Annotated in this window: 19 protein-coding genes and 1 pseudogene; 10 read left to right on the top strand and 10 right to left on the bottom strand. The window is 70.6% G+C overall.

The genetic code is table 11. The features are described from left to right. Window positions 1-8: 8 nt before the first annotated feature. The 5 genes from AC1DXK_RS21495 (at window position 9) to AC1DXK_RS21475 (ending at window position 5922) form a co-directional block, all read left to right on the top strand. Window positions 9-953 (top strand): ABC transporter permease, encoded by a 945-nt coding sequence (locus tag AC1DXK_RS21495; protein ID WP_457105793.1) that lies wholly within the window; start codon window positions 9-11, stop codon window positions 951-953. 286 nt (window positions 954-1239) lie between these two features. After that, window positions 1240-2154, top strand: a complete 915-nt coding sequence (locus AC1DXK_RS21490) for an ABC transporter permease (protein ID WP_457105792.1) — start codon at window positions 1240-1242, stop codon at window positions 2152-2154. Continuing rightward, window positions 2151-3167, top strand: coding sequence for an ABC transporter ATP-binding protein (locus AC1DXK_RS21485; RefSeq protein WP_477299007.1), 1017 nt, complete (start codon window positions 2151-2153; stop codon window positions 3165-3167). Before AC1DXK_RS21490 ends, AC1DXK_RS21485 begins: the two co-directional genes overlap by 4 nt. Then, entirely contained in the window at window positions 3164-4087 is a 924-nt protein-coding gene (locus AC1DXK_RS21480; protein WP_457105790.1) for an ABC transporter ATP-binding protein, read from the top strand. The genes AC1DXK_RS21485 and AC1DXK_RS21480 overlap by 4 nt, the downstream gene beginning before the upstream one ends. Window positions 4088-4320: 233 nt before the next feature. Next, window positions 4321-5922 (top strand): gamma-glutamyltransferase family protein, encoded by a 1602-nt coding sequence (locus tag AC1DXK_RS21475; RefSeq protein WP_477299005.1) that lies wholly within the window; start codon window positions 4321-4323, stop codon window positions 5920-5922. 170 nt (window positions 5923-6092) lie between these two features. Here the strand turns inward: AC1DXK_RS21475 and prfB are convergent. Next, window positions 6093-7221, bottom strand: a protein-coding gene (gene prfB / locus AC1DXK_RS21470) for a peptide chain release factor 2 (RefSeq protein ID WP_457105788.1) whose coding sequence is annotated in 2 segments (ribosomal slippage) — window positions 6093-7151 and window positions 7153-7221 — 1128 coding nt in all. Because the reading frame shifts where the segments join, the coding sequence is not laid out codon by codon here. 197 nt (window positions 7222-7418) lie between these two features. Between prfB and AC1DXK_RS21465 the strand changes: the two genes are divergently transcribed. Further along, window positions 7419-7757 (top strand): DUF3140 domain-containing protein, encoded by a 339-nt coding sequence (locus AC1DXK_RS21465; RefSeq protein ID WP_457105787.1) that lies wholly within the window; start codon window positions 7419-7421, stop codon window positions 7755-7757. A 22-nt stretch (window positions 7758-7779) separates the two neighbouring features. Here the strand turns inward: AC1DXK_RS21465 and AC1DXK_RS21460 are convergent, their stop codons facing one another. The 4 genes from AC1DXK_RS21460 to AC1DXK_RS21445 all read right to left on the bottom strand — a co-directional run bounded on the left by AC1DXK_RS21460 (window position 7780) and on the right by AC1DXK_RS21445 (window position 10437). Beyond that, window positions 7780-8139, bottom strand: coding sequence for a hypothetical protein (locus tag AC1DXK_RS21460; RefSeq protein ID WP_457105786.1), 360 nt, complete (start codon window positions 8137-8139; stop codon window positions 7780-7782). A 116-nt stretch (window positions 8140-8255) separates the two neighbouring features. Continuing rightward, window positions 8256-8468 carry a hypothetical protein gene (locus tag AC1DXK_RS21455; protein ID WP_457105785.1) on the bottom strand — a complete coding sequence of 71 codons (213 nt, stop codon included), beginning with the start codon at window positions 8466-8468 and terminating at the stop codon, window positions 8256-8258. Between the two features lie 238 nt (window positions 8469-8706). Beyond that, entirely contained in the window at window positions 8707-9924 is a 1218-nt protein-coding gene (locus AC1DXK_RS21450) for an LL-diaminopimelate aminotransferase (protein ID WP_457105854.1), read from the bottom strand. A 111-nt stretch (window positions 9925-10035) separates the two neighbouring features. Next, a complete protein-coding gene (locus AC1DXK_RS21445; RefSeq protein ID WP_457105853.1) occupies window positions 10036-10437 on the bottom strand; it encodes a hypothetical protein in 402 nt (133 codons plus the stop codon). A gap of 226 nt (window positions 10438-10663) precedes the next feature. Here AC1DXK_RS21445 and AC1DXK_RS21440 point away from each other — a divergent pair, with 226 nt between their 5' ends. Next, a complete protein-coding gene (locus AC1DXK_RS21440; RefSeq protein WP_457105852.1) occupies window positions 10664-12421 on the top strand; it encodes a PHA/PHB synthase family protein in 1758 nt (585 codons plus the stop codon). A gap of 99 nt (window positions 12422-12520) precedes the next feature. Here the strand turns inward: AC1DXK_RS21440 and AC1DXK_RS21435 are convergent, their stop codons facing one another. Then, window positions 12521-13834, bottom strand: coding sequence for an OmpP1/FadL family transporter (locus tag AC1DXK_RS21435; RefSeq protein ID WP_477299001.1), 1314 nt, complete (start codon window positions 13832-13834; stop codon window positions 12521-12523). Window positions 13835-14247: 413 nt separating this feature from the next. Between AC1DXK_RS21435 and AC1DXK_RS21430 the strand changes: the two genes are divergently transcribed. Both AC1DXK_RS21430 and bioB read left to right on the top strand, forming a co-directional pair. After that, window positions 14248-15132, top strand: a complete 885-nt coding sequence (locus AC1DXK_RS21430) for a fumarylacetoacetate hydrolase family protein (RefSeq protein ID WP_457105783.1) — start codon at window positions 14248-14250, stop codon at window positions 15130-15132. Window positions 15133-15208: 76 nt separating this feature from the next. Beyond that, window positions 15209-16210, top strand: a complete 1002-nt coding sequence (gene bioB, locus AC1DXK_RS21425) for a biotin synthase BioB (RefSeq protein WP_457105782.1) — start codon at window positions 15209-15211, stop codon at window positions 16208-16210. Between the two features lie 4 nt (window positions 16211-16214). On the opposite strand, the gene AC1DXK_RS21420 is transcribed toward bioB, so the two are convergent. The 4 genes from AC1DXK_RS21420 to mnmA all read right to left on the bottom strand — a co-directional run bounded on the left by AC1DXK_RS21420 (window position 16215) and on the right by mnmA (window position 20499). Next, window positions 16215-17690, bottom strand: a complete 1476-nt coding sequence (locus tag AC1DXK_RS21420) for an ATP-binding protein (RefSeq protein ID WP_457105781.1) — start codon at window positions 17688-17690, stop codon at window positions 16215-16217. A gap of 196 nt (window positions 17691-17886) precedes the next feature. Continuing rightward, window positions 17887-18669: a TVP38/TMEM64 family protein gene (locus tag AC1DXK_RS21415; protein WP_457105780.1), complete on the bottom strand. Its 783-nt coding sequence runs from the start codon at window positions 18667-18669 to the stop codon at window positions 17887-17889. Continuing rightward, a complete protein-coding gene (locus AC1DXK_RS21410) occupies window positions 18666-19319 on the bottom strand; it encodes a class I SAM-dependent methyltransferase (protein ID WP_457105779.1) in 654 nt (217 codons plus the stop codon). The genes AC1DXK_RS21415 and AC1DXK_RS21410 overlap by 4 nt, the downstream gene beginning before the upstream one ends. 25 nt (window positions 19320-19344) lie before the next feature. After that, entirely contained in the window at window positions 19345-20499 is a 1155-nt protein-coding gene (gene mnmA, locus AC1DXK_RS21405; protein WP_457105778.1) for a tRNA 2-thiouridine(34) synthase MnmA, read from the bottom strand. Between the two features lie 345 nt (window positions 20500-20844). Here mnmA and AC1DXK_RS21400 point away from each other — a divergent pair. Continuing rightward, a pseudogene (locus AC1DXK_RS21400) lies at window positions 20845-21491 on the top strand (flagellar hook-length control protein FliK); the annotation flags it as partial.

The following is a 21491-nucleotide window of genomic DNA, read 5'->3' as shown; positions in this document are numbered from 1 at the left end:
CGGTTCTGATGCTTCGATTTCTGGCCCGACGCCTCGCCCTGGCGCTCCCGACCCTGATCCTTGCCTCAATGATCATCTTCGCCCTGCAGCAATTGCTGCCGGGGGACGTCGCCACGGCGCTGACCGGCGAGGAGCGCGACCCGCAGGTGATCGCCTTCATCCGCGAGAAGTACCACCTCAATGAGCCCCTGCCGGTGCGCTACGCCTACTGGGCCGGCGGCGTGCTCCGGGGCGATCTCGGCGAGTCGATCCGGCTGCAGAAGCCGGTCTCCGAGCTGATCGTCGAGAAGCTGCCGGTGACGCTGGAACTCGCCTGCCTTGCCATGCTGGTGGCGCTGGCCATCGGCGTGCCGATGGGCGTGCTCTCGGCCGTGAAGCGCGGCCAGGCCGCCGACACGATCGCCAACGGGATCGCCCTGTGGGGCCTGTCGGTGCCGAATTTCTGGCTCGGGATCCTGCTGATCCTGCTGTTCTCGGTGGAACTCGGCTGGCTGCCGGCCTCCGGCTACGTCTCGCCCTTCGAGAGCCTGTCGGACAACCTCGCCGCCATGGTGATGCCGGCCTTCGTGCTCGGCAACGCCATCGCGGCGGTGATGATGCGCCACACCCGCGCGGCGATGCTGGGCGTGCTCGGATCGGACTACGTGCGCACGGCCCGCGCCAAGGGCGTCTCGCCGCTCCGGGTGACCCTGCGGCACGCGCTGCCCAACGCGGCGATCCCGATCATCACTTTGGGCGCGCTGGAATTCGGGCAGCTCCTGTCGGGGGCGGTGCTCACCGAGCAGGTGTTTTCGGTGCCGGGCTTCGGCAAGCTGATGGTCGATGCGGTATTCAACCGGGATTTCGCCACCGTGCAGGGCGTCGTGATCTGCACGGCCGCCACTTACATCGCGCTGAACCTCGCCGCCGACCTGCTCGCCGCGGCCGTGAACCCGAAGCTGAGGCGGGCATAATGGCGGTGTTCGAGCGCGAGGCCCTCTCGCATTCCTCAAGGTCGCGACTTCGGAAGTTGCCATCGAGGGCACAAAGTGAAGCGCGGGTCCCCTCTCCCGTGCGGGAGAGGGACAGGGTGAGGGAAGAGAACGTTCCGGAGAGGTCGCACCCCTCACCCCAGCCCTCTCCCGCACGGGAGAGGGGGCACGTCACATCTCGCGCAGGCCGGCCCGCAACCATCATGGCCTGTGCCGGACTGCAGCGTGTGCGGAGCGTGATCATCGGAGCAAACCTCCCGAGGCACCGATGAGCACCGGCACCCCCATTGCCGAAGCCACCGGCCTCGCCGCCCCCGCGGGAACGCCGGCCCTCCTCCAGGAACCCGGCACCCTCGCGGCCTTCTGGCGCCGCCTGCGCGCGCGGAAGAGCGCGGTTGCGGGGCTCATCATCGTCGGCCTGCTGATCCTGATGGCGGTGTTCGCGCCCTGGATCGCCCCCTACGACCCAACCGCCACCGACTGGGGGAACGTCCGCGGGTCGCCAAGCCTCGCCCACCCGTTCGGCGGCGACGAGGTCGGGCGCGACGTGCTCTCGCGGATCATCTACGGCGCCCGCGCGTCGCTCGGCGCCGGCCTCGTCTCGGTAGCGCTGGCCGTCTCCCTCGGCCTGCCGCTCGGTCTGCTGGCTGGCTACGCGGGTGGCTGGATCGACGGGGCGATCTCGCGCCTCACCGATGCGCTCCTGGCGATCCCGTTCCTGATCCTGGCGATCGCGCTCGCCGCCTTCCTGGGCCCGAGCCTCGTCAACGCGATGATCGCCATCGGCCTCTCAGCGACCTCGACCTTCATCCGGCTGACCCGGGCACAGGTCCGCGCCGTGGCGGCGGAGGAGTTCGTCGAGGCGGCGCGCGCCATGGGCAATCCGCCATGGCGGATCGCCCGGGTCCACATCCTGCCCAACATCGTCCCGGCGATCCTCGTCCAGGCGACGCTGACCATCGCGGCCGCGATCATCGCGGAGGCGAGCCTGTCGTTCCTCGGCCTCGGCCAGCAGCCGCCCGAGCCGTCCTGGGGGGCGATGCTCAACACCGCCAAGAACTTCATGGACGAGGCGCCGTGGATGGCGATCTGGCCTGGCCTGTCGATCTTCCTGGCGGTGCTCGCCTTCAACCTGTTCGGCGACGGCCTGCGGGACGCCCTCGACCCGAGGCAGCGGACATGACGAAGCCTCTTCTCGACGTCCGCGACCTCGCGGTCGCCTTCGACACCGACGGCGGCGCGGTCCACGCGGTCAACGGCGTCTCCTACACCCTGCACGAGGGCGAGACGCTGGGGATCGTCGGCGAGTCGGGTTCCGGCAAGAGCGTCCACGTGCTGGCCATGCTGGGCCTGATCCCGCGCCCGCCCGGCCGAATCACCGGCGGGCAGGTGCTGTTCGAGGGCCGCGATCTCCTCGCTCTGAAGGAACGCGAACTCCGAAAGGTCCGCGGCGGCGCGATCGGCTTCGTGTTCCAGGACCCGATGAGCTCGCTCAACCCCGGCATGACCGTGGCGGCGCAGATCGTCGAGCCGCTGCGCATCCATCTCGGCCTGGATGCCCGTGCCGCCCGCGCCCGGGCCAAGGCGCTGCTCGACCTCGTGCGAATCCCGAACGCGGCTTCGCGCCTCGACCAGTATCCGCACGAATTCTCCGGCGGCCAGCGCCAGCGGGTGATGATCGCCATCGGCCTCAGCTGCCGCCCGAAGCTGCTGATCGCCGACGAGGCGACCACGGCGCTGGACGTCACCGTCCAGGCCGAGATCGTCGCCCTGGTGCAGGAGCTGAAGCGCGAACTCGGCATGGCGATCATCTGGATCACCCACGACCTCGGCGTGGTGGCGGGCATCAGCGACACCGTGCAGGTGATGTATGCCGGCCGGATCCTGGAGCGCGGCCCGGTGGACGACATCTTCGCCGATCCCCGCAACGCCTACACCCTCGGGCTGCTGCGCTCCCTGCCGGACCTCTCCGGCGGACGTGCGGGCCGGCGTCGCCTGCACCAGATCGAGGGGGCGCCCCCGGACATGCGCCACCTCCCGCCGGGCGATCCCTTCGCGCCGCGCAACGCCTACGCGACGCCCCGCTGCCGGACCGAGATGCCGCCTCTGGCGCAGGCGTCCGGCGCTGCCCCCGGCCACCTCGTCGCCGCTTGGTACGACCTGCCGCAACTCCTGAGCCGGGAGGCCGCGCGATGAGCCCGCAGGATCATCCGCTCGTCGCGGTGCGCGACCTGTCCAAGCACTATCCCCTGCGCTCCTGGTGGGGCGGCAAGGCCTCGGTGTTCAGCGCGGTGGAAGGGGTGAGCTTCGACATCCGCCCCGGCGAGACCCTGGGGCTCGTGGGCGAATCCGGCTCCGGCAAATCGACCATCGGCCGAGCCGTGACCATGCTCAACCCGCCGACCTCGGGCACCATCGCGTTCGAGGGCACCGACCTCGCCAAGCTCTCGGCGGGCGCGATGCGGAGGATGCGCGCCCGGATGCAGACCGTGTTCCAGGACCCCTATGCCGCCCTCAACCCGCGGATGAGCGCCGGGGACTATGTCGCGGAGGCGTTCAAGCTGCACCGCCGGGACATGCGCGGCCCGGAGCGGCGAGAGGCCGTGGCATCCCTGTTCGAGCGGGTCGGACTCGATCCGCGGTTCATGGGACGCTACCCGCACCAGTTCTCGGGCGGCCAGCGCCAGCGGATCTGCATCGCCCGCGCGATCGCCCTCAAACCCAGCTTCATCGTCGCCGACGAGCCGATCGCGGCGCTGGACGTCTCGATCCAGGCACAGGTGGTGAACCTGCTCCAAGACCTGCAGGACGAGATGGGCCTGTCCTACCTGTTCATCTCCCACGACCTGCGGATGGTGCGCTACCTCTGCCACCGGGTCGCGGTGCTCTGGCGCGGGCGGATCGTCGAGATGGCCGAGGCCGACGCCCTCTACGCGGATCCGCGCCACCCCTATACCCGCCGCCTGCTCGCCGCCGTGCCGGTGCCGCATCCGGCCGAGGAGCGCGCCCGCCTCGCCGCACGGGACGTCGCCGGCCACGACCAGCCGCCGGACGGGCCGCTCACCGAGGTGGCGCCGGGGCATTGGGTGGCGATGCCGAGGGGGCAGCATGCGTGACCGCCTGGTACGAGCTCGGGTCGGAACCTGCGATTCATACCGGCCTGTCCGTCATCACGAGCGAAGCGACGTGATCCAGGGCAGCGCGACGTCGGGAGGCGCAGCGCCAGCTGGGTTGCTTCGCTGTGCTCGCAAAGACGGCCTCAGGCACGCCATCCACCGCGGACGGCACCAAACCGGCATTCCCGCCACCTCCTCGTCTCGTTGAGACGACCCGTACAGCAGGACATCCCGTGAGAGACTTCTCCGCCCCCGGCCGCTCCCCGGTCTACGCCGCCAACGCCGCCGTCGCGACCTCGCACCCGCTCTCGACGCTGGCCGCCATCGAGGTGCTGCGCGCCGGCGGCAACGCCGTCGATGCCGGCATCGCGGCCGTGGCGGTCCAATGCGTGGTCGATCCGCTGATGACCGGCATCGGCGGCGACTGCTTCGCCCTCTACGCCCCCGCCGGTGCGACCAAGCCCATCGCCCTCGACGGTTCGGGCCGCGCGCCCGCCGCCGCGACACCCGACTGGTATGCCGAGCACGGCGTCGCCATCACCCCGGCCTCGCCGCACGCCGTCACGGTGCCGGGCGCCGTCGGGGCCTGGGACCTGCTGGTCCGCGAGCACGGCACCCGCTCCCTGGGCGAGCTGCTTCAGCCGGCGATCCGCTACGCGGAGGACGGGTTCGTCATCCAGCAGCGGGTCGGCTGGGACTGGCAGCGGGGTGCGGAGCGCGTCGCCGGCGATCCCCATGCCGCCGAGACCTACCTGCCCGGCGGGCAGGTGCCGGCCATCGGCAGCGTCCTGCGCCTGCCGAAGCTCGCCGCGACGCTCCGGCGCATCGCCCAGGAGGGCGCGCGCGGCTTCTACGCCGGGCCGGTCGCGGAGGACATGGTGAGCCGGCTCAAGGCCCTCGGCGGCCTGCACACCCTCGACGATTTCGCCGCTGCCCGGCCCGACGTGGTCGTGCCGGTCTCGACCCGCTACCGGGGCTACGACGTCTACGAGTGCCCCCCCGCCGGCCAGGGCCTCGCCGCGCTGATGATGCTCAACGTGCTCACGCATTACGACGTCGGCGCCCTGTCGGACCTCGACCGGCTCCACCTGTTCGCCGAGACCTGCAAGCAGGCCTATCACCACCGCGACGTCCTATTCGGCGATGCTGCCCTGGCCGGAGTTCCGGTGGAGCATCTGCTCTCCGACACCTGGAAGGCCGCCGCCCATGGGGCGATCGACATGGGCCGGGCTCGGGAGCCGGTGATCTATCCCGAGATCGCGCAGGAGATCGCCGAGGGCCGCGCCCACAAGGACACGGTCTATCTCTGCGTCGTCGACCGGRACGGCAACGCCCTCTCGCTGATCAACTCGGTGTTCCAAGGCTTCGGCTCGGGCATCCTGGCGCCCGAGAGCGGCGTTCTGCTGCACAATCGCGGCCTGTCCTTCCGCACGGAGGGCGGCCACCCGAACAGCGTCGGGCCGGGCAAGCGGCCGATGCACACCATCATCCCCGGGATGCTGATGAAGGACGGGCAGGCGGTCGCGCCCTTCGGCGTCATGGGCGGCCACTATCAGGCCATGGGGCATGTCGAGCTGCTCTCCGGCCTCCTCGACCGGGGTCTCGACGTGCAGGAGGCCCTCGATGCCCCCCGGAGCTTCGCCTATGGCGGCAGCCTGGAGGTGGAGGACGGGGTCCCGGACAGCGTGATGGCGGGGCTGACGGAGCGCGGCCACCCGGCGATCCGCGCGCCGCTGCCGCTCGGCGGCGGCCAGGTCATCTGGATCGACCGCAAGGCCGGCACGCTGGCCGCCGGCTCCGACCCGCGCAAAGACGGCGCGGCGCTGGGGTACTGAGGCGAGCGCGACGGGGGTGGGGGCGCTGCCCGCCCCCGCGAACCTTGATCAGAGCCGCCGTCTTCGCGAGCGGAGCGAAGCGATCCAGACAGCGCTACGCTGATCGACGGCGCGCTGGCCCGGGTCACGTCGCTGCGCGCGTGATGAGGGCGGGCAGCGCCGCCGCCGGCTCAGTCGATATCCTCGATCGCCTCGTCCCCGCCGAAGACCCGCTGGGCGAGTGAGGCCTCCATGAACGGGTCGAGATCGCCGTCGAGCACCTCGTCGGGATCCGTGGACTGGGTGCCGGTGCGCAGGTCCTTCACCAGCTGATAGGGCTGGAGCACGTAGGACCGGATCTGGTGACCCCAGCCGATATCGGTCTTGGACGCGGCCTCGGCGTTGGCCTTCTCCTCGCGCTTCTTCAGCTCGGCCTCGTAGAGGCGGGCACGCAGCATGTTCCAGGCGGTGGCCCGGTTCTTGTGCTGCGAGCGCTCCTGCTGGCACGCCACCACGATCCCGGTGGGATTGTGGGTGATGCGCACCGCCGAGTCGGTGGTGTTGACGTGCTGGCCGCCGGCGCCGGACGAGCGGTAGGTGTCGATCCGGCAATCGGATTCCTTGATCTCGATCTCGATCCGGTCGTCGATCACCGGATAGACCCAGACGCTGGCGAAGCTGGTGTGCCGCCGGGCACTGGAATCGTAGGGGGAGATCCGCACCAGACGGTGCACGCCGGACTCGGTCTTGAGCCAGCCATAGGCGTTGTGGCCCTTGATCAGGAGCGTGGCGCCCTTGATCCCGGCCTCTTCGCCGTCGGTCATCTCGACGACCTCGACCTTGTACTTCCGGCGCTCGGCCCAGCGGGCATACATGCGCTGGAGCATGTTGGCCCAGTCCTGGCTCTCCGTGCCGCCGGCGCCGGCATGGACCTCGAGATAGGTGTCGAAGCCGTCGGCCTCGCCGGACAGCAGGGTCTCGACCTGACGGCTCGCGGCCTCCTTCTCGATGGCCAGGATCGCGGCCTCGCCCTCGCGGATCGAGGATTCGTCACCCTCCATCTCGCCGAGTTCGATCAGCGTGGCGCCATCCTCGAGGTCGCGCTCGAGCTTCTTGATCGCCGTGACGGCCTCGTCGAGCTGCTGGCGCTCGCGCATGACCTTCTGGGCGGCCTCGGCATCGTTCCAGAGGTCGGGATCCTCGGAAGCCGCGTTCAGCTCCGCGAGGCGTTTATCGACTGTATCCCAGTCAAAGATGCCTCCTCAGCAGCCCTATAGACTGCTTGGCGGCATCCGAGGCTTGCTCGATCTCGGCGCGCATCTGGTTTTTCGGGAATGGGGTGCGGGGAGGATAGGGGCGTGTCGGGTCGGGGTGATACCCGCCGGGGGCCGGCCTGTAAACGCTCCGGCGCCCTGTCGGCTGCCGGCTCTGCGGCGCCCGACCGCAGGAGGGGCGGCGAGCCGGCGCGCGCTAGGCGCGTTGTCGCGCACGAGCGACATGGTAGAGGAGGCCCGCGGATGGCGGACGACGATCACGCGGCGACGTGGAAGGATTTCAACGAGGCCGTCAACATGACGCCGGCGGCGCTGAAGAAGCATCTCGACAGCGATGCGAGCCGGGAGGTCGGCCAGAAAAAGGGCGGCGGCGAGTCGACCGGCCACGAGATGGGCCGGTGCATCCTGGCGATCAAGGACAAGAAGAAGGCCGACCTGACAGACGACGATTACGCGGCCATGCGCAAGGTCGTAGGCTACGTTCACCGCCATCTCAAGCAGGGCGGCGAGGCCCGGAAGGACCCCGACTCGCCGTGGCGGATCTCACTGATGAACTGGGGCCACGATCCGCACAAGGATTGAGGCCCTGGCGCGTCCGGACGGCTCAGTAGCGCGGCGGCCCGATGTAGGACGGGGCGATCACGTACTCCTTCGGCCGCCGGCGCGCGCCGAACCGGCCCTCGGTGATCTGATCGTTGTAGTAGTCGAACCCGGTGTAGCCGAAGCCGCCGCCGTTCATGACCTCGGCCACCGGCACCGGCGGCACGGCGAGATCGGGGCGGCCCGGCGGCACGACGGGGTGGCAGCAGCCCTCAACCTGCAGGACGGTCGGACCATTCGGGGCAGTGAACACGAAGGCGCGCGGCTGGTACGGCGCGGGCGGATAAGCGGCGTCAGCGGCCGAGGCGCCCTGCCCCGCCAGGAGGGCGAGGAGTCCGGCGGCGATCAGGGTCTTGGTGCTCACGCGATGCTCCGTCAGGAGGGGGCCGGCCAGGCCGGCAGCTGGCCTACAGTCTAGCTGATCGCGGGCGCGTTGTCCGGCCCATCCGAATCGACCGGTTAGCGAAATGCCGGCGCGGATCACCCGCGGGCGCGCAGAACCACCTGCGGGCTCGCCGGAACGGGGCGGCAATCCGTCGTGAAGGCGTTGACCGGCAACGGCTTCGAGTCGCAGGCGTAGACGTCCGTCGGACCCGGCGCCGGCATCGGATCCCGGGCGATGATCGGGTTCGGCGCGCAGGCGGAGGCCGCGGCGGCGAGCAGCAGGGCGGCGATCAGGTTCAGGCGGCGCATGCGACACTCGGGACGCGGGAGGACCCCCGCACCTGACCCTGGCCATCGCAGTCCGCCGTGACAAGCGCCGGCGCGGGGCGTCGGCGCCTTTGGCGGCGTCTGTCGCCCCGCGGCAACAATCCGGTCGGGCGGCGTGCAGGAAGAGTTCCCGGCCGCGTCGCAGCCGCGACTGGCGCCCGATCCTTGATCTGACGCGGGCGCTGACGTCGGACCGGTCGCCGATTCGGCGGCGCGCGCTCTAGCCGGCCCGCGCCATCGGCACGACGTTGTGCAAGGTCTTGTCGGTACCGTCGAAGAACCGGCGGATGTTGCGCGCGGCCTGCCGGATGCGCTGCTCGTTCTCCACCAGCGCGATGCGGACGTACTCGTCGCCGAACTCGCCGAAGCCGATGCCGGGCGCCACCGCCACGTCGGATTTTTCCAGGAGCAGCTTGGAGAATTCCAGGCTGCCCATCTCCCGGTAGCGCTCCGGGATCGGGACCCAGGCGAACATCGAGGCCGCCGGCGATGGGACGGTCCATCCGGCCTTGCCGAAGGATTCCACCAGGGCGTCGCGCCGCTTCCGATAGATGCCGCGCATCTCGTTAATGCAGTCGTCCGGCCCGTTGAGGGCCGCAGTCGCGGCGACCTGGATCGGCGTGAAGGCGCCGTAATCGAGGTAGGACTTCACCCGCGTCAGGGCCGCGAGGAGGCGCTCGTTGCCCACCGCGAAGCCCATGCGCCAACCGGCCATCGAGTAGGTCTTCGACAGGGAGGTGAACTCCACCGTGCAGTCGATGGCGCCGGGCACCTGCAGGACCGAGGGCGGCGGGTTGTCGTCGAAATAGACCTCGGCGTAGGCAAGGTCCGACAGCAGGATCAGCTCGTGCTGCTTCGCGAAGGCCACGAGGTCCCGGTAGAAATCGAGGCTCGCCACGTAGGCGGTCGGGTTCGACGGGTAGCAGACCACCAGGGCCACGGGTTTCGGGATCGAATGCAGCATGGCCCGTTCCAGGGCCGGGAACATCGCGGGCGTCGGCTCGGCCGGGACGGAGCGGATCACGCCGCCGGCCATCAGGAAGCCGAAGGCGTGGATCGGGTAACTCGGGTTCGGCACCAGCACGACGTCGCCAGGCGCGGTGATCGCCTGCGCCATGTTGGCGAAGCCCTCCTTCGATCCGAGGGTCGCCACCACCTGCGTATCGGGATTCAGGGTCACGCCGAAGCGGCGCTGGTAGTACCCGGCCTGGGCCTTGCGCAGGCCGGCGATGCCCTTGGAGGCCGAATAGCGGTCGGTGCGCGGACGCCCAGCGGTCTCGCATAGCTTGGCGATGACGTGCTTCGGGGCGTCGAGATCGGGGTTGCCCATGCCGAGATCGATGATGTCGGCGCCCTGCGCTCGGGCGGCGGCCTTGATCCGGTTGACCTGTTCGAAGACGTAGGGCGGCAGTCGCTTGATGCGGTGGAAGTCGGTCATGGGCGTGTCCATCGGCGCGTCCCGAATCTGGCGTCTTTCGTCTGTGCCGGTCGCGCGAACCCCATGCTCTAGCAGAGTTGCGAGCCGTCGCCGACCCTCAAAACGGTCGGGCTATCGGGGGGCCGCGGGGGCCGGCTTGATGGCGGCGGCGGCGCCCTGCCCGGCGCTGGTGGCGGCCCGTCCGCGGGCTTCGTTGCGCCCGCGGGCACTTTCCAGCTCCGCCTCCAGCGCCTTCTGCCCGGTGACGGATTTGGCCCGCACCGGGCGCTTCGGCGCGTCGACGCCCACCGCCATGAAGTCGGGCTTCTCCTTGCCGCGCGATTCGGCGACGAAATCCGGCGCCGCGACGACCCGTGGCCCATAGCCTGCATCGGAGGCCATCGAGCGCACGACGTCACCCGAACAGGCCGCGAGTGACCCGACGAGCAGTCCCAAGCCACCCGCGCGGACGGCGCGCAGGAGCGGATCGACACGGTGCGACAGGACGACAGGGTTCAAAAAGGCGCGGTCCATCGTCACAGGCCCATGAGAAGATCGGCCGGATGTTTCGACGTCGTCCGGAGCCGGGCTGGCGAAACCTTTGGCTCGCTCCTTATTTTGTCGGAAACGAGGCCCGTACGACCGGGTCGACGGACCAATCAACAGGGAGGCACGCTTGACGAGCCCGCAGGCGCCGGATCGGACCGCCACTCCGAAGTCGGTCTCACACGGCGCGGGGCCGGACGGGGTGACCCCGCCGATGCCGGACTTCGAGGCGCTGTCCCGCAACGCCGGGCACTTCGTGGAAGCGATGGGCCGCAACGTCGCCCGCCTTCTCGGGCCGGAGGGTCAGGCGGGCAAGCCCGGCAGCGAGATGAGCGAGGCCGCGAAGGTCTTCGGGCAGGTGGCCGAGGCGTGGCTCACCGATCCGAACCGCAGTGCCGAGGCCCAGGCCCGCCTGTCGCAGGCGTTCCTGTCCCTCTGGGGCTCCACCTATCTGCGGCTGCAGGGCCAGCCGGCCGACCCGGTGGCGCTCCCGGAACCCCGGGACGCGCGCTTCGCCCATGCGGAGTGGTCGACCAACCCGTATTTCGACTTCATCAAGCAGGCCTACCTGCTGGCGACCCGCTGGGCCGAGGGCCTCGTGGACGAGGCCGAGGGACTCGACACGCAGACGCGCCACAAGGCGCAGTTCTATCTGCGCCAATTCACCAGCATGCTCTCGCCCTCGAACTTCCTGCCGACCAACCCGGAGTTGATCCGCCATACCCTGCAGGAGAACGGCGCCAACCTCGTCCGCGGCCTGAAAATGTACGAGGAGGATCTGCAGGCCGGCGGCGGCCAGCTGCGCGTGCGCCAGACCGACCCGAGCGGCTTCGAGGTCGGCCGCAACATGGCGGTCACCCCCGGCGAGGTGGTGTTCCGCAACGACCTGATCGAGCTGATCCAGTACGCCCCGACCACCGAGACCGTGCTGCGGCGCCCGTTCCTGATGGTGCCGCCCTGGATCAACAAGTTCTACATCCTCGACCTCAATCCCCAGAAGAGCTTCTTCAAGTGGATGGTCGACCAGGGGCTGACGGTCTTCTGCATCTCCTGGGTGAACCCGGATTCGCGCCACGCCGACAAGGACTTCGAGTCCTACATGCGGGAGGGGATCGAGGCGGCCATCGACGCGATCGGCGTCGCCACCGGCGAGAGCGCGGTGACGGCGGCGGGCTACTGCGTCGGCGGCACGCTCCTCGCCGTGACGCTCGCCATGCAGGCCGCCACCGGCAACCGGCGGATCAAGAGCGCGACGCTGCTCACCACCCAGGTCGATTTCACCCATGCGGGGGATCTGAAGGTCTTCGCCGATGAAGACCAGATACGCCAGGTCGAGGCGCGTATGGCCGAGCAGGGCTACCTGGAAGGCGCCCGCATGGCGAATGCCTTCAACATGCTCCGGCCGAACGACCTGATCTGGCCCTACATCGTGAACAACTACATCAAGGGCAAGACACCCTCGGCGTTCGACCTACTGTACTGGAATTCCGACGCCACCCGCATGCCGGCGGCGAACCATTCCTTCTATCTGCGCAACTGCTACCTCGACAACACCCTGGCGCAGGGCCGGATGGTGCTGGGCAATGTCCGCCTCGACCTCAAGAAGGTGCAGGTTCCGATCTTCAACCTCGCCACCCGGGAGGACCACATCGCGCCCGCGCTGTCGGTGTTCGAGGGCTCGAAGGCGTTCGGCGGCAAGGTCGACTTCGTCCTGGCGGGCTCGGGCCACATCGCCGGCGTGATCAACCCGCCCGCCAAGCCCAAATACGGCTACTGGACCGGTGGCCCGGTGAAGGGGACCCTCGAGGCGTGGATCGCCGCTGCCGTCGAGACCAAGGGCTCGTGGTGGCCCTACTGGTTCCAGTGGATCGAGGCGCAGGCCCCTGACCGGGTCCCGGCCCGGAAGCCGGGCGGCGACGCGCTCCCGTCCCTTGGACCGGCCCCCGGGACCTATGTGCGGATGCGCGCCTGACGCCCAAAGCCCGTCGAAGGCGCGCCGGGCCTCCCGGTCACCCGGGACGCCGGCGTTCGGTTCGGGACGCCCGGAGGCCGGGCATCCCGCGCAGGGCGCTCAGTATTTCCGGACCAGAGGCGCCAGGGCCGGCGCGGCCGGAGCGCCGAACACGTAGCGGAAGCCCACGGAGACGATGTCGGCGCTGGAATCGACGACGCCGGCGAAGGCGATGTTGCCGACGTTGTAGTCGCGGCCGAGGCCCGCCAGGATCCGCGACCGGTCCAGGAACAGGTGCGAGTAGGCGAGGTTGAGCGTCAGGCGCTCGTTCCAGCGGTAGCTGGCGCCGACCGACAGATTGTAGCGATCGCCGTCCGGCAGGCGCACCGAGCGGTTCCTGAAGTCGATCGGCGACGTCTCGTAGCCGAAGCCGGTGCGCAGGGTCAGGTTCGGCGACGCGTCGTACTCGGCGCCGATCGAATAGGTGAACCCGTCCTTGTAGTTGAGCGGCAGGGTGTTCACCGGTAGCCCGATCGTCTTCGACACGATGCCGATCGTGCCGAGCCTCGACCAGTTGTCCCACTCGAAGCCCAGATTCACCCGCGCCACCGGCGAGACCGCCTGCGTGAGGCCGACGCTCAGCTTGTCGGGGGTGTTCAGCTTCGCGCGGACCTGACCGGCCAGCGGCGCCAGGGCGAGCAGCGGCACGCCGATCGAGCCGTCGATCTCGTGGTGGACCGAGGAGCGGTAGCCGATGCCCAGCACGGTCCCGGCGCGGGGCGTCAGCGTGGCGCCCGCGGTGAAGCCCGCACCCCAGGACTCCCCCTTGAGGAACGAGCTCGGATAGGAGGTCGGCAGGATGCCGGGGATCGGCAGCGCCTGGCGCAGGGTCAGGCGGAAGTACTCGATGTTCGGGCCGGCCGCGATCGAGAGCCACTCGTTGACCTTGAACCCGATGACCGGGTTGATCGCCAGCGAGAAGATCCGCGACGAGCGCCCGTAGACCTCGCCGGACCAGACCTGGTTCGGCTTGGTGACCAGCCCGAAGGGAGCGCCGGTGGACAGGCCGAGCCACAGCCGGTCGTTGAGCTGGTACGAGGTCGCGCCCGCCGGCACGACCGCCCCCTGGCCGAGTTCGCCCGAGCCGCCCAGCCGCGCGAAGCCCGGATTGGTGCCCGGCGCGGGGCGGATCTCGGACGAGAGGCCGATATAGGTGAAGTTCTGCTCCGCGACGAAGCCCGGGTTCATCGTGATGGTCGCGGGGTTCCAGAACATCGACGAGACGCCGCCCGACCCCGACGCCGCGCCCGCGAAGGCCAGCCCCTGAGCCTCGGTGCTCTGCTCCCGGAGCCCGAAAGCCCCCGCCTGCGCCTGACCGGCGCCGAGGATCACCGCCGTGGCCGCCAGCATCGCAGCGCGCACTGTCCCGCCCATCTGTTCCCCCAAGCCCTCTGGATTCTGCCGGGCGCCGTCGTTTGTTCGAGACCCGTTATGCGGCGACCGGTCGTGCATGGTGCCGGCTTTCGGGGCAGCGCCGCAATGCTGCTCATCAATTTCGATGTCGAGAAGAGCATCAGTAGATCAATCTGCACAAACTCCACGGCAACGACTGAACCCGCTCGGAATACCATTTTCAACAGTCGAAATTTGAGCTTCCTCACCTAAGCATCGACCTGAACAATAAATCCTGAGACCACCGACCCTGCACTTTTCCGCCATCCTGTTGCCCGTCGGCGACACCCGGCAGACCCACGCGGCCTGCCGCCGGCCTTGCACCCGCGTCGACGCCCGGCCATGGTCCCGGCGTCCGGCGCAGACCGGTTCAGGGAAGGATGTGGAGTGCGGCGATGAAGCTCTTCCGGCACGGCCCGAGCGGCGACGAGAAGCCCGGCCTCGTGGATGCGAACGGGGGGCTGCGCGATCTCTCGGGCCTCGTGCGCGACATCGCCGGGCCGGCGCTCGCCCCCGATTCGCTGGCGCGGCTGCGCGCCCTCGATCCCGAGACCCTGCCGAAGCTGCCGCCGGACGTGCGCCTCGGCCCCTGCGTCGGCGGCACCCGCAACGTGGTGGCGATCGGCCTCAACTTCGCCGACCACGCCGCCGAGACGGGTTCGCCGATCCCCGCGGAGCCGATCATCTTCAACAAGGCCCCGTCCAGCCTGTGCGGGCCGAACGACACGGTGATCATTCCCAAGGGCTCGTCCAGCACGGACTGGGAGGTGGAACTGGCCGTGGTGATCGGCCGGCGCGCCAGCTACGTCCACGCCAACGAGGCGCTGAGCTACGTGGCGGGCGCCTGCATCTGCAACGACGTCTCGGAGCGCGAGTGGCAGATGAATCGCGGGCCAACCTGGACCAAGGGCAAGAGCGCGCCGACCTTCGGGCCGCTGGGTCCGTGGCTCGTCACCCTCGACGAGATCCCCGACCTCAAGAACCTCGCCATGAGCCTCGACGTCAACGGCGAGCGCCGCCAGACCGGCTCCACGGCGACGATGATCTTCGACGTGCCCCAGCTCGTCGCCTACGCGTCGCACTTCATGCTGCTGGAGCCGGGCGACGTGATCACCACCGGCACCCCGCCGGGCGTGGGCCTCGGCATGAAACCGCCACGCTACCTGAAGGCCGGCGACGAGATGGTCCTGCGGATCGACCGGCTCGGCGAGCAGCGCCAGAAGGTCATCGCCTTCGACGACTGGACCGCCAAGGCCTCGGCCCGGGAGCCGACAGGTTGAAGGGATGCGGCCTCCGCGCGGCCTGCGCCGCACGGAGGCGCTTGATTTTTCGTCGCCGATCCCACTCAAGGGCACCATGAGCCAAGCTGCCGACCCGCACGCGACCGACTTCCGCCACGACTGGAGCGTGGCCGAGATCCAGGCGATCCATGACCTGCCGTTGCTCGATCTCGTGCATCGGGCCGCGCTCGTGCACCGGGCGCACAACGACCCGGCGGATGTTCAGCGGGCGAGCCTGCTGTCGATCAAGACGGGGGGGTGCCCGGAGGATTGCGGCTACTGCTCGCAATCGGCCCATCACAAGGAGACCGGCCTCCCGCGCCAGCGCCTGATGCCGGTGGAGACCGTGCTGGCCGAGGCTGCCGCCGCCAAGGCATCGGGCGCCACCCGGTTCTGCATGGGCGCGGCGTGGCGCAGCCCGAAGGACGGGCCGGATTTCGACGCGGTCCTCGCCATGGTCCGCGGCGTGCGCGGCCTCGGCATGGAGGCCTGCGTGACGCTGGGCATGCTGACGGCCCACCAAGCCGAGCGCCTCGCGGAGGCCGGCCTCACGGCCTACAACCACAATCTCGATACCGGCCCCGACTACTACGACAAGATCGTGTCGACCCGGACCTACGAGGACCGGCTGACCACGCTGGAGCGCGTCCGCGCGGCCGGCATCGGCGTCTGCTGCGGCGGCATCGTCGGCCTGGGCGAGGCGGCGAGCGACCGCGTGGCGATGCTGCAGGTCCTGGCCAACCACGCGCCGCATCCGGAGAGCGTCCCGATCAACGCGCTGGCGGCGGTCGCTGGCACGCCGCTGGGCGATGCCGCGGAGGCAGTGGATCCCTTCGACCTGGTCCGCATGTGCGCGACCGCCCGGATCGTGATGCCCCGAGCCCGAGTCCGGCTCAGCGCGGGCCGCCGCTCGCTCAGCCGGGAAGCCCAGGCGCTGTGCTTCCTCGCCGGAGCGAATTCGATCTTCTACGGCGAGCGGCTCCTCACTACCGCCAACAACGAGGCGGATGCGGATGCGGCCCTGCTGGCCGATCTCGGCATCCGGGTGGCCGAACCCGTGCTGGCCGCAGCGGAATAGGGGCTCAGCCCTCGGGCAGCACGATCCGGAAGCGCGCGCCGGACTCGCACGCGTCGAGGGCGAGGGTGCCGCCGTTGATCCCGATCAACTCGGCGGCGATGGGCAGGCCGAGGCCGGTGCCGCCGGACCGCATGGAGCCCTGGAACGGCGCGAACAGATTCTCCCGGGCGCGGGCCGGCAGGCCGGGACCGTTGTCGCTCACCAGGATGGTCACCCGGCCGGGCTCCTCGCGGCCGGCCGCGACCCGCACGGTGGCGTCCGCGACCTTGGCCCCGTCCAGTGCCTGCACGGCGTTGCGGACGAGGTTGGCGAGCGCCCGGCCGAGCTGCTCTGGATCGGCCTGCACGCTCAGGTCGCCCGCCGCGACCTCCACCGCCACGGGATGGACCGCCAGCGCGGCGAGATCGGGGAGTTCGGCGAAGATCGGTGCGAGCGGCGTGCTGGCGAGCCGCGGCGCCCGCTCGGCGACGCGCCCGTAGGCGAGGGTCGCCTCGCAGAATCGGATCGCCCGGGCCAGCGTTCCCACGAGGCGCGGGGCCACGCGCTGCACCGTCGGATCCGCGGTGCCCTCCAAGCGGTCGCCCAGGAGCTGCGCACCGGTGAGCAGGTTGCGCAGTTCGTGGCTGATCTTGCTCACCGCGAGGCCCAGCTCGGCGAGCCGCCGCTTCTGGCGGAGCTGATCGGCGAGACTGCGCTGCATCCGTCCCAGTGCCCGCTCGGCCTGGCCGATCTCGTCGTTGCGGCGGGACGGCGCGATGATCCGTCCGGCATCCTCCGGATCGTCCGCGAAGGCCGTGATGCTGGTGGCGAGCCGCCGCACCGGCCGCACGATCAGAACCTGCAGCACCACGAAGACGAGACCCGCCGCGGCCGCCGCGATGATCAGCGAGGAGACCAGCAGCCGCAACGCGTAGTCGATCATGGCGGTGCGCAGCGGCGCCTCGTCGAGCAGGATCTCGACCCGGTCGAAGCCGACGCCCCCCTCCCCGACCACGCGGATCGGCTCGCGGACCGGAGCCACCAGGGTGCGCCATGCCCCCCGGATCGCCGACACGGCGGTGACGTCGCGCAGGTCGACGGTGTCGGCGACCTGCTCGGGCATCGGCTCGATGGCGAGGAGGCGCTGCGCGCCGCCGCCACGGACCGCGATCGCCCGGGCGTTCACCCCCGCCAGCAGCCGGCTCTCCAGCCCCTCGGAGACCGGTTCCCCGCTTCGCCCGTCGAGCACGAGGGCGGCGACCTGCGCGGCCGCGAGGCGGTCGGACATCCACTCGATCCGGTAATTGGCCACCGCCGGCACGTAGGTCAGCACCTCGGCCACCACTACGAAGGCGACGGTGACGAGGAACAGCCGGCCGGACAGGCCGAGGCGTGCCGGGCGCCGATCCGGCAGGTCGCGGCTCGGGGCAGCCGTCGGCACCTCCGTCGCCGCGGTCGCGTCGGCCTCGACGGACACGCCGGTCACGCTCCGCGCGGGCATCGCGGATGCGGATCGGCGGAGAGAGGATGGAGCGTGCTCGAGCCGGATCCGGCCTTCGCGGGAGACATGTTCACAAGCCACAGATTCTAAGCCGGGAATACAGGCTCCCGGCGGTGCGCACTATACGATATCCACCCGCATGGGGTTGCATGTGCCCTGAAACACGGAAAACACGGCCGGCGTCGGGCCGCGGATCTCAGCCGCCGCTCCGTCTGGCGCGCCGGCTCAGCAGCATGCTGGCCAGGGCGAAGACGGCCAGCATCGCGAGGCCCGCCACCATTTTGGGCGTCACGAGGGCGCGCAGGGTCAGGGCGTCGTCGCAGCCGCCCGCGCCGACGGTCAGGCAGGCGGTTCTGGCGGCCTCATGGGCGGCGACCACGTCCTCGATCCCCGCCCCCGTGGTCGCGTACACGACCGCCCCCGGAAGGAGCCCGAGGAAAGTGGCGAGCACGAAGACCCGCATCTTCACCCCGAAGGCGGCCGGGGCGAGGTTGGTCACCCAGAAGGGGAACAGTGGCAGGAGCCGAAGGACCGCGATGTAGCCGAAGGCGTCCCGCCGGAAGCCCTCGGCGAGCCCGGACAGGCGCGTGCCGCCGATCCGCCGGAGCAAATCGGCGCCGGGTCCCCGGCCGATGGCGAACACGATCGCGGCCCCCGTCGTGGCGGCGCAGACCGCGGTCAGCGCCCCTGGCACGATCCCGAACAGGAAGCCGCAGATCATGGTCAGGATCAGGGTGGCCGGCACCGACACGACCACGGCCCCCACATAGAGGCAGTAGGCCGCTACCAGTGCGCGGACGTAGCCGGACTCGACGAAGCCGCGCAGCCAGGTCCGGGAGGCGAGCAGCCGGTCGAGGCTCAGGAGCTGTGCGGCGCCGGAGACGAGGACGATGGCGGAGACGGAAAGCAGCAGCACCAGCGGCAGCCAGCGCCGCAGCCGCTTCCCGCGTCCCTCGGCGACGGGCGCGGCCGCGCTCACCCGGGCTTGCGCATCCGCAGGATCTTGAAGAACCCCCCCGGGAAGGTCGGCTTCAATCCCAGCACCTCGACGCCGTTGCGCCGCGCCCAAGCCTCGATCCGCGTCGCCTTGAAGTCCGACGACCAGCCGATCTTGGTGCAGAGCGGCGCCACGATCTCCTCGACCCGGGCGACCGGACCCTCGCTCTGGCCGAAATGGTTGGCCAGCACGATGCCGCCGCCCGGGCGCACCACCCGCAGGAACTCCGACATCGCGGCCTCGGGATCCGGCACCAGGGTGATCAGGAACTGCGCCACCACGGCATCGAAGCTCGCATCGGCGTAGCCCAGGTGACAGACATCCATGACCTGGAGGCCCTTCACGTGGGACAGGTTCCGGCGCCGCACCTTGGCGCGGGCGCGCTTGAGCATGTCCTCGGACAGGTCGACGCCGCAGACGAAGCTGGCCTTCGGGTAGTACCCCAGCGCCAGCCCGGTGCCGACGCCGGCCTCCAGGATCCGCGGCCCGTGCTCGGCGGCGGCCTCGACGGCCGCGCGGGCCGCGGGCTCGGTGAGCTTGTCGTAAAACACGTCGTAGACAGGCGCCCAGCGGGCATAGGCCTTGCGCATCAGGGCCGTGCTCGGCCCGGCCATCTGCGGCTCGCTCAGCATCGTTCGTCGTATCCAGAGGTTGAGATCAGGCGGCCTCGAGGGGCCGGGCCGACAACGCGTCGACGCGCCGGATGGTGCCGCCGCCGAGCACCCGCGCCCGGGGACCGTCATCCGCGTAGATCGCGCAGGCCTGCCCTGGGGAAACCCCGTCCTCGGGCTCGGCGAGCACGATCTCGGCGGCGCCGTCGGCCCCGACCGTGAGCGTCGCCGGGCGCGGCGGCCGGGTCGAGCGCACGCGGACCGCAACGGGCAGGTCGCGCAGGGTCTCGACCGGCCCCTCGCCGAGCCAGTTCAGGTCCGAGAGGCGGATCCGGGTCGTGGCCAGCGCCGTGCGCGGTCCGACCACCACCCGGGCGGAATCCGGCTCCAGCCGCACGACGTAGAGCGGCTCCGGCCCGGACAGGCCGAGGCCCTTCCGCTGGCCCACCGTGTAGTGGACGATGCCCTCGTGCCGGCCCAGCACGCGGCCGGCGAGGTCCACGATCTCGCCGGGCCGCGCCGCATCGGGGCGCAGGCGGGCGATCACGTCGCTGTAGCGGCCCTGCGGCACGAAGCAGATGTCCTGGCTGTCGGGCTTCTCGGCCAGCGACAGGCCGAGATCCTTCGCCAGCGCCCGGGTCTCGGTCTTCGCCATCTCGCCGAGGGGGAAGCGCAGGAAGTCGAGCTGCTCGGCCGTGGTGGCGTAGAGGAAGTAGCTCTGGTCCCGGGCCGGATCGAGGGCGCGGTGGAGCGCCCGTCCGCCGCCCGGCAGCGCCCGGCTCGCCACGTAGTGCCCGGTGGCCAGCGCGTCGGCGTTCAGGTCCCGGGCGAGGCCGAGGAGGTCGCGGAACTTTACGGTGCGGTTGCACTCGACGCAGGGGATCGGCGTCTCGCCGGCGAGGTAGCTCTCGGCGAACTTCTCGATGACCGCATCGCGGAACCGGTCCTCGTAATCGAGGACGTAATGCGGAATGCCGAGATGCTCCGCCGCCGCCCGCGCGTCGTGGATATCCTGGCCGGCGCAGCATGCGCCCTTGCGATGGCTCGCCGCGCCGTGGTCGTACAGCTGGAGCGTGACGCCGACCACGTCGAAGCCCTGCCGCTTCAGGAGGCCCGCGACCACGGAGGAATCGACGCCGCCCGACATGGCGACGACGACGCGCGTCTCGTGGGGGGCTTTGGGAAGATCGAGGGCGTTCATCGCGAGGGTCCGCAGCCGCCGGCCCGGAAGCTCCCTGGCTGCACGGCCCGTCTATAGCGGGACTTCGCCCGCCTTTCCAGGGCAGGCGGCCCGACGGGGCCGCCCACCCTGCAGAACCTGCCGGGTGGGCGGCAGCTTCGACCGGATCCGGCGCCAGAGCCGCAGGGATATCTGTCGATCTTTCAAAGCCTTATTCGAATTCCGGGATGGCGCGCGGCTTGCTGTGAAGGGGCCAAGAGGAGCCCGGTTATGGCGAGCGGTGCGGCGGATCGGTTGGATGTCACCACGTGGATTCCCTCCACGCGGAGCGCGGCTGCCCCGCGTTCGGGCTGGGAGGCCGCCGGGGTGGCCGCCCGAGCCGGCGACTCCACGCAGGACCGCTTCGGCGCCGCCCTGAACGCCGCGCAGTCCCGGGAGGACGCAGCGACGGCGCGCGCCCGCACAGCCGGCCAGCGCGACCTCGCCGACTCGGTCCGCACCCGTCAGGCGTCCCAGCGCGAGCAGGCCGACACCGTGCGTGCGGCCGGCGACCGCGCACGGGACTCCGCGTTGCAGGCCGACGCCCGGGCCGCCGACCGGAAGGCCGGCCTCGCTGATCAGACGCGCCCACCGGCTCCCGCGGCGCCGGCATCGCAGAGGGACGACTCCCGCCCCGCGGCAGCTCCGCGCGGGCAGACCCCGACATCGGGCACGGCGAAGGCTTCCGAGACCGATCGGACGCCCGCCCATGCACAGCAGGGCTCCGAGCGGACCCCGACCACTCAGGATGCGGAAGCCGCGGTCTCCACGGCCACTGGCCCCAACACGGTGCCCGCCGACGCGCCGACGCCCTCGCAGACCGCCGGGACCACCGAGGTCGCCGCGCAGGCCACAGGCGCTGGCCCCGCCGCCTCGCTCCTGGCCCTCATCGCCACGTTGGCCCAGCGCGGCGCTGTGGCGGAGGCCCCCAAGAGCGAGGCGGACGCCGGCGCTGCGGCGGCGAAGGACGGTGC

The organism is Methylobacterium sp. P3_A11 (assembly GCF_056403155.1).
This window is presented reverse-complemented; position numbering and strand designations above follow the sequence as displayed.

Excerpts from the sequence above, each read along its gene's own strand:
- AC1DXK_RS21480 (WP_457105790.1), top strand. The coding sequence starts at position 3,164 with ATGAGCCCGCAGGATCATCCGCTCGTCGCGGTGCGCGACCTGTCCAAG.
- AC1DXK_RS21485 (WP_477299007.1), top strand. The coding sequence starts at position 2,151 with ATGACGAAGCCTCTTCTCGACGTCCGCGACCTCGCGGTCGCCTTCGAC.
- bioB (WP_457105782.1), top strand. The coding sequence starts at position 15,209 with ATGAGCCAAGCTGCCGACCCGCACGCGACCGACTTCCGCCACGACTGG.
- AC1DXK_RS21430 (WP_457105783.1), top strand. The coding sequence starts at position 14,248 with ATGAAGCTCTTCCGGCACGGCCCGAGCGGCGACGAGAAGCCCGGCCTC.
- AC1DXK_RS21450 (WP_457105854.1), bottom strand. The coding sequence starts at position 9,924 with ATGACCGACTTCCACCGCATCAAGCGACTGCCGCCCTACGTCTTCGAA.
- AC1DXK_RS21455 (WP_457105785.1), bottom strand. The coding sequence starts at position 8,468 with ATGCGCCGCCTGAACCTGATCGCCGCCCTGCTGCTCGCCGCCGCGGCC.
- AC1DXK_RS21445 (WP_457105853.1), bottom strand. The coding sequence starts at position 10,437 with ATGGACCGCGCCTTTTTGAACCCTGTCGTCCTGTCGCACCGTGTCGAT.
- AC1DXK_RS21465 (WP_457105787.1), top strand. The coding sequence starts at position 7,419 with ATGGCGGACGACGATCACGCGGCGACGTGGAAGGATTTCAACGAGGCC.
- AC1DXK_RS21490 (WP_457105792.1), top strand. The coding sequence starts at position 1,240 with ATGAGCACCGGCACCCCCATTGCCGAAGCCACCGGCCTCGCCGCCCCC.
- AC1DXK_RS21440 (WP_457105852.1), top strand. The coding sequence starts at position 10,664 with ATGCCGGACTTCGAGGCGCTGTCCCGCAACGCCGGGCACTTCGTGGAA.
- AC1DXK_RS21435 (WP_477299001.1), bottom strand. The coding sequence starts at position 13,834 with ATGGGCGGGACAGTGCGCGCTGCGATGCTGGCGGCCACGGCGGTGATC.
- AC1DXK_RS21410 (WP_457105779.1), bottom strand. The coding sequence starts at position 19,319 with ATGCTGAGCGAGCCGCAGATGGCCGGGCCGAGCACGGCCCTGATGCGC.
- mnmA (WP_457105778.1), bottom strand. The coding sequence starts at position 20,499 with ATGAACGCCCTCGATCTTCCCAAAGCCCCCCACGAGACGCGCGTCGTC.
- AC1DXK_RS21495 (WP_457105793.1), top strand. The coding sequence starts at position 9 with ATGCTTCGATTTCTGGCCCGACGCCTCGCCCTGGCGCTCCCGACCCTG.
- AC1DXK_RS21420 (WP_457105781.1), bottom strand. The coding sequence starts at position 17,690 with ATGCCCGCGCGGAGCGTGACCGGCGTGTCCGTCGAGGCCGACGCGACC.